The sequence below is a fragment of the Vibrio mangrovi genome (genome assembly GCF_024346955.1).
Taxonomy (GTDB): Bacteria; Pseudomonadota; Gammaproteobacteria; order Enterobacterales; family Vibrionaceae; genus Vibrio; species Vibrio mangrovi.
Window position 1 is genome coordinate 651,589 of the sequence record NZ_AP024883.1, and the last position, 16,251, is coordinate 667,839.

Sequence of the window (16,251 nt, forward strand, 5' to 3'; positions counted from 1 at the left end):
AAAACATGTCTTGGTGAGGAACAATGTCGAAAGGATCAACCACTGAAAAGGCAAAACAGTCCGTTGCACAGTCAACGGCAATTGCCGTTCAGGATGCTGCCGACAATCTGCGTAATCTCAATACTATCAGCACGACAGCCATCGGGGTTGCTCTGGCACAATTGCTGGCGACCGGCGATGAAAAATATGTCAAGGTGATCGAACAGGCTCAGCAGATCATGGAGAAAGGGACGGCAAATTTCTCTGAGCTGGGTAATAAGGCGGCGGAGGTCGCTAAGAAATTTGATTAGACAAGACCTGACTAGTGCAATGCCATCGATTGTTATCTCTCATTTCTGCTGCACATTTTACTCGTTCCGGCAGACCCGGTTTTCCTGAATCTGCCTGTTATTTGAGTAAATAAACCGCTTTGGGTATATGAACCTCTATTTGGGCATGTAAACAGTCAGAATCAGCCGCGGGCCTGCTTTTTTATCGATCTGGCATAACCGGGATATTTGACCGCTTCCCTGACGGGCTGAGTCTAATGCATAAGTACATTGAGACTCGTTATCGAACTCTGCCAACAGAGCAGAATCCTGAGTACCGAATGTCCCCCACAATGCACTGATCAGACAGACTTTCTCTCGTTTTAAATAATGCTGAAAAGCATCAACACGTGCCATGTTCATTGCCATCTTCTGCCGTTCTCGCCGCTGACGAAACTGTTCCTGGTGAATCGAAAAAATTTCACACCAGAGTGGTGATGATGCCTGCCGGATACTGAAATCCGCATAAGAAGCGGTCCGTTTGTTACATGCTTCTACCCGATCATCTTTCTCCCGGTAGTGCAGGTATTGTTCATCAAGAAGATAACGAGGTGCGAACTCATGTTGTGCATCCGGATAATGCTGTATCAGAAGTTGCCCCAGCTCGACCACCAGCCAGGATTTTGCAAAAAACCGAACTTCCGGGTCAGCAAGATACTGACTAGCCCGCTCAAAGTCATAATGATCGGCAAAAAAGCGGAGAAGTTGTTGGGCGTTCATAGGCGCTCCTTATGTGATGGTTTTCTCCACTGTAAGCAACTGAGCATGGCAAATCTCGGCGTTTTCCCCTGAATTTTCCGAGAATAATGATGTGCATCAATTGGCATATTTAAGTTCCTTGGTAGATTTTCTGGTTAGGAAAAGTTTGATCACAAAGGGAAATATAAATATGAAGGAAATTGATAGTACCTTGTCTAGTAGAGCTGTTCATGATGATAGCCATCGATATTTTTATCCTCTATCTTTAGAGGAAAGTTTTTTTTTTGAAACTCATTAATGAATTGAATTTTAAAAACAACAATTTAATTATTGTCTGTCATGCAATTAAAAGTTTAATCCCATATATTTCTATATTGTCAAAACATAATTCATTACAGAAGGTACTTATAAAACCAAACTCTGTAGATAAAGATATAATTAGATATTTAGAAAATAATGAATATAATTTTGAATTATTAGATCGGAATGAGTTTTCTTCCAAAAGTAAAGTGGTATCTAAATTAAATTCCTTTACTGAAAATAAAGAATGTATACTGTTTGATATTGGTGGATATTTCTCATCTATATTTGACGATAGTGCAGTGATTAACAATATCATTGGTATCATAGAAGATACAGAAAATGGTCAGCAAAAATACGAAAACAAGAATTTATTGAATTCAAACATTCCATTATTTTCTATTGCTAGGAGTTTTCCTAAAGAAACTGAAGATTGGTGGGTAGGCCTGGCAATTTTATTTTCTGCAGAAAAGCAATTAAGGACTTTAGGTAAGACTTTTAATGGAAAGAGAATACTTGTCATAGGTTTTGGAAAAATAGGGAGAAGTATTGCACAGAGTTTGCAAAAATACGGTTACTCTGTAACTGTATATGATAAGGATTCAAGAAGACTGGTGCATGCATCATGTTTAAATTTAAATATAATAAAAGATAGATCTGAATTTGGAAAGTTCAATGTTATATTTTCTGCAACAGGAAATAAATCTATATCCGAATCCGACTTTCCATTATTTAAGAAAGTATGTTATTTTTTCTCAGTGACATCATCTGATGATGAGTTCGATATAGATTTTGATGATTTTAATTTAATCAAAGGAATGTTTTTCTCTAGTAATAAAAATGGAAATATTTACTTTTGCAATAAAGGGAATGCAGTGAATTTTCTAGATGGTGGGGAAATTGGATATTTTGCGCATATGGTTCAGGGTGCTATTGTATGTGCAGCTCAACGAATAATTGATAAGAATTATAAGTTAAACGTAATTAATGAACTTGAAAGTAAAGATGAAGTTTTATTATCAGATATATATTTGGAGACATTTTTGTGAATAGTACACTTGAAACGAAATTAAAGTCAATTGCTACCAATTCAATGAAGGATGCAGATCCTTCACATGATATGATGCATGTAGACAGAGTAGTTAAGAATTGTAAATATCTCAGTCAGTTCTGTCAGAATGTTGATATGGACGTTTTGATAACCGCAGCCTATTTGCATGATGTTATTAGTTACCCCAAAGATAGTAGTAAGAATAAGGATGCTTCACGACATTCTGCAGAATATGCAAGCCAATTGATGCGTGATATTCCAGAGTTTCCCGAAGAGAAAATGAAGCAACTGGAGCATGTTATACAAGCGCATAGCTATTCTAGTCAGATTGAAGCAGAGTCTATCGAAGCTCAAATCTTACAAGATGCGGATAGACTCGATGCTTTGGGTGCTATTGGTATTGCCAGATGCTTCATTGTCGGAGGAAAGTTTGCTTCTGCTATTAGTCATCCATCGGAGCCAAATCCTACAATAAACCAACGACCTCTTGATGATAAGAATTATATTGTTGACCATTTTTACAATAAGCTTCTGAAGTTGGAGCAGAAACTGAATACATCGGCGGCAAAAGAAATTGCTAGAAAACGTGGTCAGTTTATGCAGGATTTTCTGAATCATCTTTATGAAGAAATAGCAATTTAATCAATATACCCAAATGACCTCAAGATACAGTTTTAGCAGGAGTCACTGAGCTATGAATCGTACTGATTAAGTCAGTCTGAATCTTGCATCTTGAGGTTACCTGAGTATAAGCAATTGTATTGATGAGTATGATAAATACAAACTGTCCCCTGATTATCAGGGACAGAAGTTATAGAAAGGGGCACTTTTTTATCAAGGTATTTTTTGGATGAATCGATTTAAATCAATATTTAGACGAATGTAACTATTATTAATTTTCAAATATAAATAATATGAATGATTCTGCAATAAAGACTTTCTCTTGAAACCCCTTGATCAAGCTACATATATTCGTTTTCACCATTCTGAATTTTCTATCGTCATTTCTTTATTATCTTTTACTTAAAATGTGCAACCAATTTCAATTAGTGATTCCGATCCTCTTGAACTTACCGTGCTCATTATACCGTTACATTTATTATGACGGGTTTTGGTACGATCATTTTCATGTGGAATAGTCAATTAAAAACTGGTCGAACAACTTGCGAGGTAAATGAAAATTTTACAAATAATCAACCAAAATAATTAATAGAATACTATAAATAACACAAAATTGACTTATTTGTAGATAAATGATTATCGAATGATAATTCCTTGTAAAACAAATGGATAAGAATTAATTAAAGAAAATTATAAATAAAAATTCAAATTTTAATTTGACTCTTAAATATTCTATTTGATATAGATATTTACATAGTATTAACATATCAGCTATGTATTTTAAATTTAAATCAATCAATAGTGTTAATCCGATTATTAATCAATAAATCATTACTAACAACAGAAGTGAATATTAGGCTATGGATATGGAAAATAGAGATGTTATCATCATTGGTGGCTCGAAAGCCGGCGCTTGCCTTGCGAGACAATTAAAGTTATCGAATCCAGAATTAGATATTACGATTATTGAAAGAAAAAACCAGTTTAATAGTTGGGTCGGAGAGTCTACCCTTGAATCATTCTGGGATTATATGAACAAAGACTTACAACTTGGTCATTATCTTGATAGTAAGTTTATTTATAAACATGGACTGCGTTTCTTTTTCGATAATAATGATCATTCACTCCCAGTGAATCAAATGAGTGAAGTTGGCCGAAGTTGGTACCACTCGATTCCTGCTGTACAAATTGACAGGCAAGTATTTGATAACGATATGGTCACGTTTAATCGTGAAATCGGAGTTGAAGTGCGTATGGGAGAGTCTGTCTCAGATCTTGAAATCGATGGAGAGCAGGGTCATACGGTTATTACCTCTAAAGGAACTTACAAATGTCGTTACCTTGTTGATGCCAGTGGTTTCTCGTCACCTCTTGGTAAAAAATTGGGACTGATTGAACCCCAAGACATCAAATACTCTGTCAGTTCTATGTGGGGACGATTCAAGTTTACCAATGCCATCGATCAACTTGGTGGGACGAGTTGGCATGAAAGAACAAATTTCACAACTCGCCAGTTATCGACCAACCATTTTATGTACAAAAATTACTGGTTTTGGTTAATTCCCCTCGATGAACAAACCGTCAGTATTGGTTTAACGTCAAAAGACTCTCAACCAGATTTGGGGATAAAGAATCAGGCTGCTTTCATTGAATTTCTTCAGTCTCATCAGTGCATGAAAGAAATTCTGGGTGATCAGTTTGAAATTCAGGATTTCCAGCTGATGAAACGCTTGTCTCGCCGGGCAACAGTATCTTTCTCTAAAGATCGGTGGTTTCTCACTGGAATGTCGTCTGGATTCTTAGATCCGATGATTTCTCCCGGATCGGCTTATCTGACAGATGCAAATCGTATGATTGGAGAAATCATTCAGGCGGATTTAGCCAATGATACAACAACGTTTGAGGGAAAAATCAAGGCTTATAATGGCTATTTATATCGTTGGTATGAAAGCTTTAAACGTCACATCACCGGTAATTATCATGGTAGTTATGAAGTTCACCGTACTAATATCAATGCCTCACTAATTCATTGGTATGGCTCAATTTTACCCAAATCATTCGCGAAGAAATATGGTTATACCGAAAGTATCAATAGCATGACTCAGGAAGAAATTTATCAACAGATTGATAAAGAAGTCATGATGTCTGGTATTTATCGCGTGCATCAGCTTGCACAAGAATTCGAAGACGTTATCAAAGGGCATGAATACCGTCTCAATCAGGGAGAGTTTTTCGATATTGTCTTAAAAGAAGATCAAATGATGCATTCTTTTACCCGAGGAAAATATTTCAATATGTCGTGTGAAGAAATTATCGATCACGACATGCTTCGTGCCGTCTATCGTAACTTCATATATAGCATCCATGATTTCAATAATACCCAGCTTAATGCCAGTGAAGAAAAGCTGTCTCATGCAATTGAATGTGCTATTTCAGATCAACTTTCTCTCGCTGAGACGATGAAGTTACTTCTGAAAGAAGCAGCTTAAAGAAGGATAAGAGTATGAATATGAAGACTCAACCATTAGACAATATTGGTGTGATCATTCAAGCTCAGGATCAACAAATAAGCGATATTCATCAATTGCCTATCCAGGATCTGGAAGAGGAAATACTGAGATCGGGTCTTGTGTTGCTGAGAGGGTTTAATCCAACGAATGATAAAGAAATGGAAAGCTTTGCTCAAAAGCTTGGCCCTCTGCTGGCATGGGATTTTGGCTATGTTTTAGATCTCAAAATACAGCAAGATCCGGCAAACCATATTTTTAGTCGGGGACGGGTCGAGCTCCACTGGGATGGGGCGTTTGCAAATGAGACGCCTCGTTACAACTTTTTCCAGTGCTTAGAGAGTAGCGCGTCATCTGGTGGCGGGGAAACCATTTTCCTCAATACCACGAGATTACTTGATTCTCTTCCTCAGGATACTTTCGAGGAGCTGCAATCAAAATCTGTAAGCTATTCAACAAAAAAAGTCGCGCACTATGGTGGAGATATTCATGTGCCGTTATTGAGTCAGCATCCGGCCACGCAGCAGATGAGAATACAATTTGTCGAGCCATTTAACGAAGATAATCAAGATGTGAACCCGGTTCAGGCCTTGGTTTCGGGGCTAGAAAAATCAAAGAGCGATGAATTCCTCCACCAGATGATCCAGCTCTGCTATCAATCCCAATATATCTATAATCATGTCTGGGAAAAAGGCGACTATCTCCTTGTGGATAATCACACCATGCTACATGGGCGAAGACGATTTCAAAGTGAAGGGTTATCCAGACACCTGAAGCGTGTTCATATTTTGTAAGAACCACGCTATACCTGCTCCCAATAAATTAAGTGCACTCTTTATTGGGAACAGGTGTTTTATTTCTCGGGTATAACTATTGATGAAATTTTCATGAATAGTGATTTCTCATGAGTTGAGTACTATGTTATTTAAACGAAAAAATACCTATGTTTTTTTTCTGGCTTTATTTTATTGTGTCTGGAGCATTCAGTTTTCTTACGGGTACACCTGGCAAGATCTTTGGGATCATTGGATGACAAGCGCCACAATGGTCGTCGGCTCGTTGGTTGCGGGCTCAACGCCACTTGGCGGGGGCGCTGTTGCTTTTCCTGTACTGACCAAAGTGCTTCATTATTCCTCTCAGGATGCGCGGGATTTTTCAATTTTAATTCAATCTGTAGGGATGACTTTCGCCACGCTCTTTTTTATTGCCAGAAATGTATCTATTGATTGGAAAGTTATTATATTTTTATTGCCATTTACAGTGATAGGGCAATTTCTGGGGTATTTTATTTCTGTTGATGAATCGAGCGTCAAAGTTATTTTCAGTATCTTCTTAATTTTATTTTCTTTAATTTTTCTTTCTCATAAGAAATTTATCATTCAGAATGCTCTGTATTTCCACATTGGTTTAATGCCTGTGGGGATTATATGTGGTGCACTTTGTGCTTTCATTGGGTGTGGGTCAGACACTTTACTCTTTTTTTATTTGATTCTTTTCAGCAAAAGGCAAACGCTGGAGACCATTCCAACGTCTGTTTGCTTTATGGCCATCAATTCATTACTCAGTATTTGTGTTCAATCTATGCTGTCGGGAGGTTCATCCGTCCATATCAATGTTTATGATGCATGGTTTTTCGCTGCGCCAATTGTTGCTGTTGGTGCGCCTCTGGGCGGGAGAATACTGACACAAATCAACCCTTATTTCCTGTATCTGCTGATTTATGTTCTGATCGCTGTTGAAGTGATTTCAACCATTATTCTGGTTGATTTCGAGTTCCTTTATAAATCTGCGATGTTCGTTGTGATGTCTTATTCAATACTAAAATTCATGCAATATGCCATCAACAGACCGGTACTGATAGAAGAAAGCCAGAGCTGATATTTAGCCACATTACCTATGAAGACCTCACTGAATCGTGCCAGTATCGGCGTTTTCCCCTGAATTTTCCGAGAATTCCCGCAGCCAGTGTGGGTGGAAAAGCGGATGATCCTGATGAGGCCAATCCGGCTTGGGCAGATTGATGGGAGAAGAATATGCGTCTGTTAGATATTGTTATTTTAGCCTGGTTAGGTGTACTAACCTGTATAGCATTGGGGCTGATACCGATGTGACCTGAGTTCTGTACAGAACCCAAACCAGCTCAGAGTATGCGCTTGTCGCATACTCAAAAGGTGTGAGGATAAGGGAAGTGGGCCGGATCCCGAAGACTATTCAGCCCAGAACCATTGGAGAGCTGATTGCAGAGCCGGCTGGTTGATCGTGTCCCGGAAGCTTTTGTCTGTGATTTCTGAGCCTTCATGAGTTTCCCGGTAAACAATCCCCAGTTCCAGACACTGAGCCTGAAGGATTGGAGGAAGCTGACCCAGTTGCATCATCACTTGTCGCAATGCGGTTTCCGGACTGTAAGGCAGCGGGTTATTCAGAAACTCCGAGACGATCCGGTACATCGGATTCCGGCTTTGCCGGACTTCGGTGTTAGTGGCGAAGTCTCTGCTCCACTGCATACGGGTGCCATACAGATAACAGCGGATCGAATGCATGATCAGCCAGTAATTTTCCCGGACAGAGCCAGGATCCGGCCATTGGTGATGACACAGGCAGGCGAATAAGGCTACGGCGAATTTACTCCGGGCATCCGGATCGGACTGGACCAGCGCCCGCATAATCGCATCATTGAGCCGGGTAAAAATACGGTGTTCATCCGGTGGTGAAATCATGATTGAGTGTTCGTGGACGGATGATGCTCTTTTCAGCGGCTGAAAACCGACTGAGAACTTCTGTTGTTTCAGCCAGCGTTCATTCAATCGGCCTCCGCCAAGCCAGTCGACGTGATTGAGAGGATTAATTGGCCAGCGCCGGGGCTGTTCCTTAGATGTTCTGTGCGGGGAGGTTATCGGATAGGTATTTTCAGTGCCGGAGGACTTTGTATGCACAGCTTCTGTGTTGAATGCTCCGGAGCCTGAATGACCGGAATCACTCAGGTCTGGCGGCATCATGTAACCCAGCCGTTCAGGGATGAAGGCCAGATAAGCGAGTTGGTAGGCCAGTTGCTGTGCCAGTGCCGGTTCGGCTTTTGCCATTAATGCGGCACTAAAGGCCGCATAATACAGTTGTACCGCTTTCATACCACCTCCGGCATTTATTCTGTCTGTGGCGCATTCAACGCTTTGACGGAACTGTTGTATTGCGGGAGCGCTTCGACAAATCGATTGATAACCTGTTCGGCAACCGCAGCTTCGACCGGTGGTTCTCCGACATAAGTATCGACTTCTGTCCGGATATGACCGCCGGTCAGGGCATCTTTTTCCTGTTGAACCACGATGGCATGGATGGCCTGGCAAAAAGCAAATGCATCGGTTTTACAGTAGATCCGGTGCTGGCTGCTGGTATTGCCTCCGTTTTTATAACGGGGAGCAGCGTAAGAGACCATATAAGGTTGTGTGGTTGGATCATTACCGATCAGTTCTTCACAGGAAAAGAGAACAAAGTCGGTCGAACGGTATGTTTCCATCATGTCGTTACAGATCGGCAGATCAGCTTCGATAGCCAGATTGTAATCACAGAAGAAGATATCAATCCCCGGGATCAGGTTGCGGATCATGGTGTTAAATGCGTTCTGTACACCTTCCGGCAACTCATCCTGCTCCGGGAGTTGCTGATAAGGTACCGATTTTACCGAGTAGGCTTTTTTCCAGCGGGCCAGCATTCCGTCACCGGTACTTTTATCCTTGTCTTTATAGGCAACTTTATAACCGCTGTCGAATAAGTCCTCAACATCCGGTTGATCGGTGAGGAAAGCAAAGTGACGGCCATCAGTGGCTTCACATAAGCGAAATAGCAATTGTCTCATTCTCTTTCTCCAGGTTGAGTCATGACAAGATGATCGTATGAGGTCTTGCGTGGGAAAACTTGGCTGAATAGATGAGTTATGGCTGCTTTTTGATGAACTCATCCGGTGTGGTGCCAGCAGTGAGTGGCAAATCCCCGTGAGTTCGCGAAGATGTGGTTTGAGCTGACGTGTTTTGATTCGATGTGTTGTCTGCTGAGCAGGACTACTGCTGGTGTGGTTCGGTGCCGTTGGCTGTCGTGGTGACCGGATTGACTGCTGCGGCTGATGAATCGTTAAAGGGACAGTGAATTCCATTTCAGGAACTGTGTGAGGTTTTTCATCATCATCTTCATCATCCGGAACGCTATCTGATGCGGGGAATGAATGTGAATGGACTTCTCTTGGCCGCTCCATCTGTGTGTGAGTCTCTGAGGCTGTTCCCTCCGGTTGCGGATAAGTGACAAACGTTTCTGACGGCATATCGTTCAGGTAGTGAGGGAGATTCTGTAAGAAGTACTGATAGGGATTGCATTGATCCGGAAAAGAAGCGACCTGATCAGTGGGCTGTCGCGCAGAGGCCGGTGCTTTAGTTGTCCGTTTCCCCTTCAGTTGTGAGGCCTCAGACAGAGCATTCTCATGACCCGGTTGTTGAGGCTGATATTGACTCTGTGATAACGGGGACGACTGTTCAGAGACAGATTGTTCTAAGGTAGATTGCTCTGAGACAGGCGATTTTAAGACCGATGATTTTAAGACGGTTTGTTCTGAGTCTGCCTGTTCTGAGACGGCCGGTTTTGAGACAACCGGTTTTGAGACAACCGGTTTAGAGGTCGTGTGTTTCCGGGCTGCATGTTTCGTGGTACGGCGGACGACGCGATAACCGGATGGGACCCAGATAACTCGTGTAATTCGGATTCGCCTCATGATATCTCCTTCCGTACCCGATGGTTCAACAACCAGATGTGCATTATTTCAGCTGGCTGGCGATCGCCTGAAATATCTGGTTCACCACTTTCTGCACTTCCGCTTTGGCCATAATTTGCAGTGTTTCCATCTCAGCGGTGAGCAGTCCTTTTTCCCGCTCAAGCTCGATCTGAAACTCTTCCTGTGTGAGTTCTCCCTCTTGCAAGGCCGTGGTCAGGGCCTCGAATTCTCCCTGCTTCTGGTTCAGGCAGTTTTTTACGGTGTTTTCTATAGTAGATTTCAGTGGTGACTGTTCAAACTGTGCTGCGACCTGCTCAACGACAGTATCAATGGAAAAGGACATAGTGCCTCCTTAAAGAGTTGTGATCATTGGGTTAAGGATTGGCGGTCTTTTTCGCCAGTTCACCCTGAGCAATGGTGTTGATGAGTCTCTGATACTGCTCCCGGTGGCGTTTGAGCAGAAAATCTGAGAGTTTGCCGTTTTTCTGATGTTGCTGCATATCCTGCTGCCATAACTTAGCCAGGATCTGAGCCTGTTTGTAAGTTTCTTCATTCATTGTGCGCCACTCCTGAAGCCGGACAAATCCACGAATGGATACATCCACATCCAGATATTGAGTCTGAAATTTATCGTAACGACGTTGCGTTGCAGGCAATGCAGCCATTTGAAGATAAAGCCGGTCAATCTGTCGGTTAATTTGCTGAAGCTGGGTCAGTGTCTGCGGATCAAAATCAGCGACCAGCTGAACTGAACACCCGGAGAGCAGAATGATAAGGCAGAAAAGCCAGCGGGAATAAGCCTTGAGCATAAAGAGATTCCTGATAATGAATGTCTTTTGATCATGCCGCTTCTGAGGAAAAATACCCGGTCAAAATGGCGAAGATACCCGTTGTTTCACCGATATTTATCCGCTAAAAACACGATAAAATCTGAAGTGTGGTGTTGCAGAGAGGATGTCAGATGACCGATATCATCAAACTCCTGAAAGCGATAGAGAAAGCTTTAAAGCCGAAACCTCCGAAACAGAAGCAAAAGCTGACCCCGAAGCAGTTTGCTCAGATGGCGAAGGTGAAATCATCCATTCATCTGTTTATGCTGCAACTGGCGACGCTTGATCGGGTAAAGGATGAATCGGATAAGCTGGTTCAGGATCTGGTTAAAACCTTTGTTCAGCAAATCCCACAGAAAATTAAAGAGGCTGAATCCGGACTTGATAAGGATTCGGAGCAGCAGGATTCAGCTAAGAGCTCCGCCGAAGAGCAGACTGATAATAAGAACGAGAAAAGTGATGGAGAGTCCGGCCACACTCACCATTCTGACGGCTGATTCCGGATAGTAGCTCTGCAGCCCGGGAAACAGAAAAGAGATATAAGACATCGCCGGAATTCCCAGATAGAAACTGCCGAGATAAGGAGATATTGGTTGTTGATAGAGGGTTGTCAGAACAATGGCATAAAGCAAATAGTAAGCCGTAAATTGCCATTGTCGTATTTCGAATGATTTCCATTGGAAAAGTACAATCATCAGCGGTAAAAATACCCATATCATGATTAACACACCCTAAAGGAAAGAACACATGAGTTTTGCTCAGGACTTAAACTGGATTCGCCGTAATATGCAAAGAACTGCTTATACTGTAGCACAGTTTGGTGACTGCCGGGACAAGAAAGTTGCGGTATGTACCCATCTGGATATGAAGATGGTGCCACTGTATGAAGGCTTTTTACAGCAAGGCGGTTCGCTGTTTGTGACCACTTGTAACCCGACCACTGTCCGTAATGAAGTTGTTGAATATCTGGCGGATTTGGGGGCAGTAACGCAGGCTGAACTCAATATGAGTGAGCAGGCATGGGAAGATTCTATTCAGCAGGCAATTGACTGGCAGCCGGATTATGTGTGTGAATTCGGCGCGGAAATCATGTCGAGAATCCAGCAGCGGGGAAATCAGAAAATAATTGCCGGGCTGGAAGGGACAGGTTCGGGGGTTGCCCGCCTGCAAGATGAAGCACTGACATTTCCTGTGTACAACTGGGATGATCTGGATGCTAAAGAAGGGCTGCATAATCGGCACATGGTTGGTCTGACCGCCTGGCAGGCGTTCTGTGAACGAACGCACCTGACGTTACATGAGAAAACGGTTCTGGTAATTGGTTACGGCTTGGTCGGGCAGGGTGTCGCCTTCTCTGCCAGAGCATATGGTGGTGCCGTTGTTGTGGCTGAACGGGATCCGGCCCGGCGTTTGATGGCCCAGTATGATGGCTGGCAGGTTGCAGACCCGGATGAAATGATCGGGCAGGCGGATGTGGTGGTGACGGCAACCGGAGCCAGAAATGTTGTCACACAGACACACTTACGCCAGTTGAAGAATGGGGCGTTTGTGATGAATGTCGGACACGTCAGTGATGAGATTGATACCAGCGGTCTGGACATGAGCCGGGCAGAAGAAGTGATGCCGTATGTGTTCGAGTATCAGCAGCAGGGCAAACATTTCTTCCTGCTGGCAAACGGTGCAATGTTTAATCTGACAGCCGGGTTTGGCGATAGTATCAATGCTTTTGATGTCACGCTGGCGATTATGGCCGCTGGTATGCAGCATATGATGGGCGAAGGTGCCAAAGCCGAGCCCGGTTTTTATCTGCTGCCTGATGAGGTATGGAAACCAGCGTTGAGCGCGGGTGCTGAAGCGGAAGCGGAATAGGAATGCGTTTGGCTCCGAAATATGACGCACAATTAGTTTTTGTGGCTTCGGAAACATGGGTGCTCTGTGCGCCAGTTACTCTTGCAGAGATGCAAGAGTAACCAGAAAATCTTTTTTGTTCGGCTTGGTTACACGTGGTTCAGAACCAGCTTTTACGGGCGTCCTGCCCGCTATTTTATTAGAGAAAGGCTAATCATTCATCCTTGAATGATTTTCTTAGTTGGGTAGTTAATTTGTATTCGGTGAAATATTGCAAAAGCCCAAATTAGACGATGAACTCAGGGGAAAAATCAGGGATGATTTTCAGGATTGCATGAGCAGGAGCGAATCAATCCGTCCCTGATAATGTGTGATGAAGCTGAATGAAAAATGCTTTTGGATACTCTTGTCGTACAAGAGTATCTGGGGTGCTTATGGGCATATCATTGAAATTGAGAATGTTTGAGCGCACCAAACCCATCAGAGCTGGCTTGTACTTTGCTCGTTTGTACCAACTTCTATGAACCCGATTAGAAAAGAACCTTGAAGTATTAATCGTTTGTTAACTGCCTATTTTACGATGATTTTTTGTAGCTCCGATATGGTATATGGTGGAACTTTTCGGTGAAGCATTGCGTGACAATTAGGACATACCGGGACAAGGTCTTTTACTGGGTCGACAGTATACCCCTGCTTAATCTCACTCAATGGAGTAACGTGATGCACATGAATAAAACCTGCACCGATATCTCCATAAGCCTCGCTAAAGTTGATATTACACACCTTACAAGTTACACCGTGATGAGCAATACATGCGAGCCTAGCTTGAAGGTTTCGCTCAAAGCGATTTACTTTTACACTTACCGATGCTCCCTCAATATGAGTGTTAGATTCCTCGGGAAAGAGCTTCTCAGTATATATAACCTTATTCAAAAATTTTAAATATGCACGCATTGCAACATCGCAATTACTTATTGAGCGTTCTGGCATACCAGTAAAACGCAACCCAAAAACTAAATTTTTTATGTCATCCAAACACTTAATATCTGTATGAAAATCTATGCTGAATAACTGTTTATCAACTCTTTTTAAGTAACTGACATAGCTACGAGCCGTATCCAACGTTACAGCATTACGCCTATTGGTAAGGTAGTTTATAAACTCAGTTTCAAATTTTATCATCGAATCCTCATTGGCACTTAACGCCTGCAATAAGGAGCCCCACACCGAACCACCCAAGTACATCGAACTTCATACCAAAACCGCCGAATGTAACTGGTCACCTTGATTGCTTTGTTAGCCCTCTTACTCAGGTAAGCTAAATGTCATCGTATCGCAGTCAGGTTCTGATGTAATTGATGGAGCTACCGAACCAAACAAGTCGAGGAATGATGTCGCCTCTACAGATTGTGGCGTTACATGTGCTTCAATATAACTGTGTAGTTTGATACCAGCATTCATAGCCAATGGAACGAAGTTAATAAAAATATCGTTCTCACCAACCCCTGCTTCCTCGGCAGAAGACTCAATTAAATCAGCGTTGACATAATTGCGAATGATGTCTGAAGCTGACGCGCGAAGCCTTGACTCCGCTCTTGGGAGTTCTAAAAGCTCTTTTATATCTCCCCATGAGATCGGAATGTCAAAGAAGTTGCCCCCTTCTTCCTCTGGGTTAGCAAGAAAGTTAGCATAATAATACGTATGTTCAGTATTAGGTGTCGCTGCAGTTTGAACATGATAATTGTATATGCTTCTTATTCTGTTTGCTTTGTTGTGATGGCGAGCATTCCTGATTGCTAATATCACACAAAGCTCCGGTGTGTCATACCAATCAACTGGAGCATCAAGCTCTTGTTGCATTAAATCGTACAAATTGTGAAACGCATTTAGCATTGCATTTACTGCTGTTTCCACGTTCCCAACAGCTTCTGGACGATCAATGGAAATAAGCTGCTTGTAACGAAAATCAGCTTCAACTAATACTCTAAATGTTTGAGTAAGATCTTCAAAAGAATGACTTAAAGGCATGTTTATTCTCCAGTGAATAAATTTGTCCAAAAATAACAAACTATTTGCTTATTGGATTTGTACCCCATCAACTTATGGTGCATTGAGGGCTAACGCCAAATTAAGTAGTGAGCAACGCTACCACCTACCTAAAGTATTGTGCCGTAAACACTAAAGCGGATTCAAACCGAAAGTACCAAGCGTTGCGAATCTGCTTAAATTTATTGTTAGAGCTCGTATTTCTTGTAGTACGATCTAAAGGTTGAGATTTTTTTTGACACCTCTGCTGATAGGTCTTGTGTCTTAAAGTATTCGTCAAGAGCTTCCAAGTTTGGTGCATGCTCAAATGAAAAAACTCCAACGATATCTTTTAGGCTACCCTTACAGCTACAAACAATATCCTCAGCCATATCCCAAGCATGTATGTTTACATACTGCTTCTTTAGTAACTCAAGTTTTTCATTTGATAACTTATTGGCTTCAATCAATTGGCACAAATCATCAAACAGGTCATGATTCATTGAAAATGCATCATTTTCTTCTCGTGTAATACGAACTCCGTCAGACCAACGATTTCCTTTAGTCATTGCTTGCAAGCTTGAAATAGCTAATGGGGTGGCAACTGATCTTAGTTGTTCAATCGATGCATTCGCTTCCTGAACGACCGATTTTAACTCGGCTTCAAAACCCGCCCCCTTAAACCTTGTAAACTTATCTAGATTCGCAAACGCTAAAAATATGGCACTTGCAGCTACAGCTATTCCCATTTCTATACTTTGACCATTTAGGCCAAATAGAAAGACGGACACTATTAATAATCCGAAACCGCACAAATTTAATAATTTATTCATATCGAAATTTCCACGAAAGAGTTCTAACAGTGTTTTTTAACTAAACTCCGTCTGTATAAACCCGGCAGAAAATACAGAGTCACATTTGATATCAATTTGTTTTCAATAACAATTCCGTATAGCTAATATAGCAATTACAGACCGTATCTGCCTAAGACGCGATACAAAGCTAATTACATAATTAGCCATTAACAAAAATAGGTCAATAAATGGCAAGAGAAACGTATCAAACATTTATGGCCAAATGACTTTAACGCAAAACCGTGTGCGATCAATTCACCTCCGGTAGTCATTACACCCTTTAAAACCATGATGAGTTTATCTTCACAAAATAGACCGGTTTTCAATTCCCACCAGACGGTCACTGAATCAGCAGATATCAACGATTCAATCACTCTGTAAGCTTCCCGTACACTCGGAGCTTGTTTCTGCCATCAATTTTACCTTCATTCCAAAAATTGTTGCTGAACAAGAGA

The 16,251-nt window shown here is 41.9% G+C and carries 16 protein-coding genes; 8 read left to right on the plus strand and 8 right to left on the minus strand.

All coding sequences use genetic code 11. The features are described from left to right. Nucleotides 1-23: 23 nt before the first annotated feature. Complete coding sequence (locus OCU74_RS02860) at nucleotides 24-290, plus strand: hypothetical protein (RefSeq protein WP_087480162.1); 267 nt, start codon at nucleotides 24-26, stop codon at nucleotides 288-290. Between the two features lie 135 nt (nucleotides 291-425). Here OCU74_RS02860 and OCU74_RS02865 read toward each other — a convergent pair whose 3' ends face one another. After that, the gene (locus OCU74_RS02865; protein WP_087480163.1) at nucleotides 426-1,028 is read right to left on the minus strand and encodes a hypothetical protein; all 603 of its coding nucleotides are present in this window, start codon (nucleotides 1,026-1,028) and stop codon (nucleotides 426-428) included. Between the two features lie 263 nt (nucleotides 1,029-1,291). On the opposite strand from OCU74_RS02865, the gene OCU74_RS02870 reads away from it, so the two are divergent. The 5 genes from OCU74_RS02870 (at nucleotide 1,292) to OCU74_RS02890 (ending at nucleotide 7,364) form a co-directional block, all read left to right on the plus strand. After that, nucleotides 1,292-2,356: an NAD(P)-dependent oxidoreductase gene (locus OCU74_RS02870; RefSeq protein ID WP_087480164.1), complete on the plus strand. Its 1,065-nt coding sequence runs from the start codon at nucleotides 1,292-1,294 to the stop codon at nucleotides 2,354-2,356. After that, complete coding sequence (locus tag OCU74_RS02875) at nucleotides 2,353-3,000, plus strand: HD domain-containing protein (RefSeq protein WP_087480165.1); 648 nt, start codon at nucleotides 2,353-2,355, stop codon at nucleotides 2,998-3,000. Before OCU74_RS02870 ends, OCU74_RS02875 begins: the two co-directional genes overlap by 4 nt. A gap of 845 nt (nucleotides 3,001-3,845) precedes the next feature. Next, complete coding sequence (locus tag OCU74_RS02880; protein WP_159457397.1) at nucleotides 3,846-5,468, plus strand: NAD(P)/FAD-dependent oxidoreductase; 1,623 nt, start codon at nucleotides 3,846-3,848, stop codon at nucleotides 5,466-5,468. Nucleotides 5,469-5,482: 14 nt separating this feature from the next. Continuing rightward, nucleotides 5,483-6,280, plus strand: a complete 798-nt coding sequence (locus OCU74_RS02885; protein WP_087480167.1) for a TauD/TfdA family dioxygenase — start codon at nucleotides 5,483-5,485, stop codon at nucleotides 6,278-6,280. Nucleotides 6,281-6,404: 124 nt separating this feature from the next. Beyond that, complete coding sequence (locus tag OCU74_RS02890) at nucleotides 6,405-7,364, plus strand: sulfite exporter TauE/SafE family protein (RefSeq protein WP_087480168.1); 960 nt, start codon at nucleotides 6,405-6,407, stop codon at nucleotides 7,362-7,364. Between the two features lie 329 nt (nucleotides 7,365-7,693). Here OCU74_RS02890 and OCU74_RS02895 read toward each other — a convergent pair whose 3' ends face one another. From OCU74_RS02895 to OCU74_RS02910, 4 genes are read right to left on the minus strand one after another with little or no spacing between them, the layout of a single operon-like run. Beyond that, nucleotides 7,694-8,611 (minus strand): hypothetical protein, encoded by a 918-nt coding sequence (locus tag OCU74_RS02895; protein WP_087480169.1) that lies wholly within the window; start codon nucleotides 8,609-8,611, stop codon nucleotides 7,694-7,696. Between the two features lie 14 nt (nucleotides 8,612-8,625). After that, on the minus strand, nucleotides 8,626-10,239 hold the full coding sequence (locus OCU74_RS02900; RefSeq protein ID WP_234993556.1) for a hypothetical protein: 1,614 nt from the start codon (nucleotides 10,237-10,239) through the stop codon (nucleotides 8,626-8,628). A gap of 43 nt (nucleotides 10,240-10,282) precedes the next feature. Continuing rightward, on the minus strand, nucleotides 10,283-10,582 hold the full coding sequence (locus OCU74_RS02905; protein WP_087480170.1) for a hypothetical protein: 300 nt from the start codon (nucleotides 10,580-10,582) through the stop codon (nucleotides 10,283-10,285). Nucleotides 10,583-10,613: 31 nt separating this feature from the next. Beyond that, on the minus strand, nucleotides 10,614-11,048 hold the full coding sequence (locus OCU74_RS02910) for a hypothetical protein (RefSeq protein ID WP_087480171.1): 435 nt from the start codon (nucleotides 11,046-11,048) through the stop codon (nucleotides 10,614-10,616). Nucleotides 11,049-11,200: 152 nt separating this feature from the next. Here OCU74_RS02910 and OCU74_RS02915 point away from each other — a divergent pair, with 152 nt between their 5' ends. Together OCU74_RS02915 and OCU74_RS02920 are read left to right on the plus strand one after the other, a co-directional pair. Continuing rightward, nucleotides 11,201-11,566, plus strand: coding sequence for a hypothetical protein (locus OCU74_RS02915; protein WP_087480172.1), 366 nt, complete (start codon nucleotides 11,201-11,203; stop codon nucleotides 11,564-11,566). A 250-nt stretch (nucleotides 11,567-11,816) separates the two neighbouring features. Further along, nucleotides 11,817-12,938 (plus strand): NAD(P)-dependent oxidoreductase, encoded by a 1,122-nt coding sequence (locus tag OCU74_RS02920; RefSeq protein WP_087480173.1) that lies wholly within the window; start codon nucleotides 11,817-11,819, stop codon nucleotides 12,936-12,938. Nucleotides 12,939-13,487: 549 nt separating this feature from the next. On the opposite strand, the gene OCU74_RS02925 is transcribed toward OCU74_RS02920, so the two are convergent. The 3 genes from OCU74_RS02925 to OCU74_RS02935 form a co-directional block, all read right to left on the minus strand. Then, nucleotides 13,488-14,099 (minus strand): HNH endonuclease, encoded by a 612-nt coding sequence (locus OCU74_RS02925; RefSeq protein WP_087480715.1) that lies wholly within the window; start codon nucleotides 14,097-14,099, stop codon nucleotides 13,488-13,490. Nucleotides 14,100-14,222: 123 nt separating this feature from the next. After that, on the minus strand, nucleotides 14,223-14,945 hold the full coding sequence (locus OCU74_RS02930) for a hypothetical protein (RefSeq protein ID WP_087480174.1): 723 nt from the start codon (nucleotides 14,943-14,945) through the stop codon (nucleotides 14,223-14,225). Nucleotides 14,946-15,151: 206 nt separating this feature from the next. Continuing rightward, nucleotides 15,152-15,775 (minus strand): hypothetical protein, encoded by a 624-nt coding sequence (locus tag OCU74_RS02935; protein WP_087480175.1) that lies wholly within the window; start codon nucleotides 15,773-15,775, stop codon nucleotides 15,152-15,154. Between the last annotated feature and the right edge of the window lie 476 nt (nucleotides 15,776-16,251).

Bases quoted from the DNA above. Each gene is read 5' to 3' on its own strand.
- OCU74_RS02860 (WP_087480162.1), top strand. From the start codon at position 24: ATGTCGAAAGGATCAACCACTGAAAAGGCAAAACAGTCCGTTGCACAG.
- OCU74_RS02865 (WP_087480163.1), bottom strand. From the start codon at position 1,028: ATGAACGCCCAACAACTTCTCCGCTTTTTTGCCGATCATTATGACTTT.
- OCU74_RS02880 (WP_159457397.1), top strand. From the start codon at position 3,846: ATGGAAAATAGAGATGTTATCATCATTGGTGGCTCGAAAGCCGGCGCT.
- OCU74_RS02885 (WP_087480167.1), top strand. From the start codon at position 5,483: ATGAATATGAAGACTCAACCATTAGACAATATTGGTGTGATCATTCAA.
- OCU74_RS02890 (WP_087480168.1), top strand. From the start codon at position 6,405: ATGTTATTTAAACGAAAAAATACCTATGTTTTTTTTCTGGCTTTATTT.
- OCU74_RS02895 (WP_087480169.1), bottom strand. From the start codon at position 8,611: ATGAAAGCGGTACAACTGTATTATGCGGCCTTTAGTGCCGCATTAATG.
- OCU74_RS02900 (WP_234993556.1), bottom strand. From the start codon at position 10,239: ATGAGGCGAATCCGAATTACACGAGTTATCTGGGTCCCATCCGGTTAT.
- OCU74_RS02905 (WP_087480170.1), bottom strand. From the start codon at position 10,582: ATGTCCTTTTCCATTGATACTGTCGTTGAGCAGGTCGCAGCACAGTTT.
- OCU74_RS02910 (WP_087480171.1), bottom strand. From the start codon at position 11,048: ATGCTCAAGGCTTATTCCCGCTGGCTTTTCTGCCTTATCATTCTGCTC.
- OCU74_RS02915 (WP_087480172.1), top strand. From the start codon at position 11,201: ATGACCGATATCATCAAACTCCTGAAAGCGATAGAGAAAGCTTTAAAG.
- OCU74_RS02920 (WP_087480173.1), top strand. From the start codon at position 11,817: ATGAGTTTTGCTCAGGACTTAAACTGGATTCGCCGTAATATGCAAAGA.
- OCU74_RS02925 (WP_087480715.1), bottom strand. From the start codon at position 14,099: ATGATAAAATTTGAAACTGAGTTTATAAACTACCTTACCAATAGGCGT.
- OCU74_RS02930 (WP_087480174.1), bottom strand. From the start codon at position 14,945: ATGCCTTTAAGTCATTCTTTTGAAGATCTTACTCAAACATTTAGAGTA.
- OCU74_RS02935 (WP_087480175.1), bottom strand. From the start codon at position 15,775: ATGAATAAATTATTAAATTTGTGCGGTTTCGGATTATTAATAGTGTCC.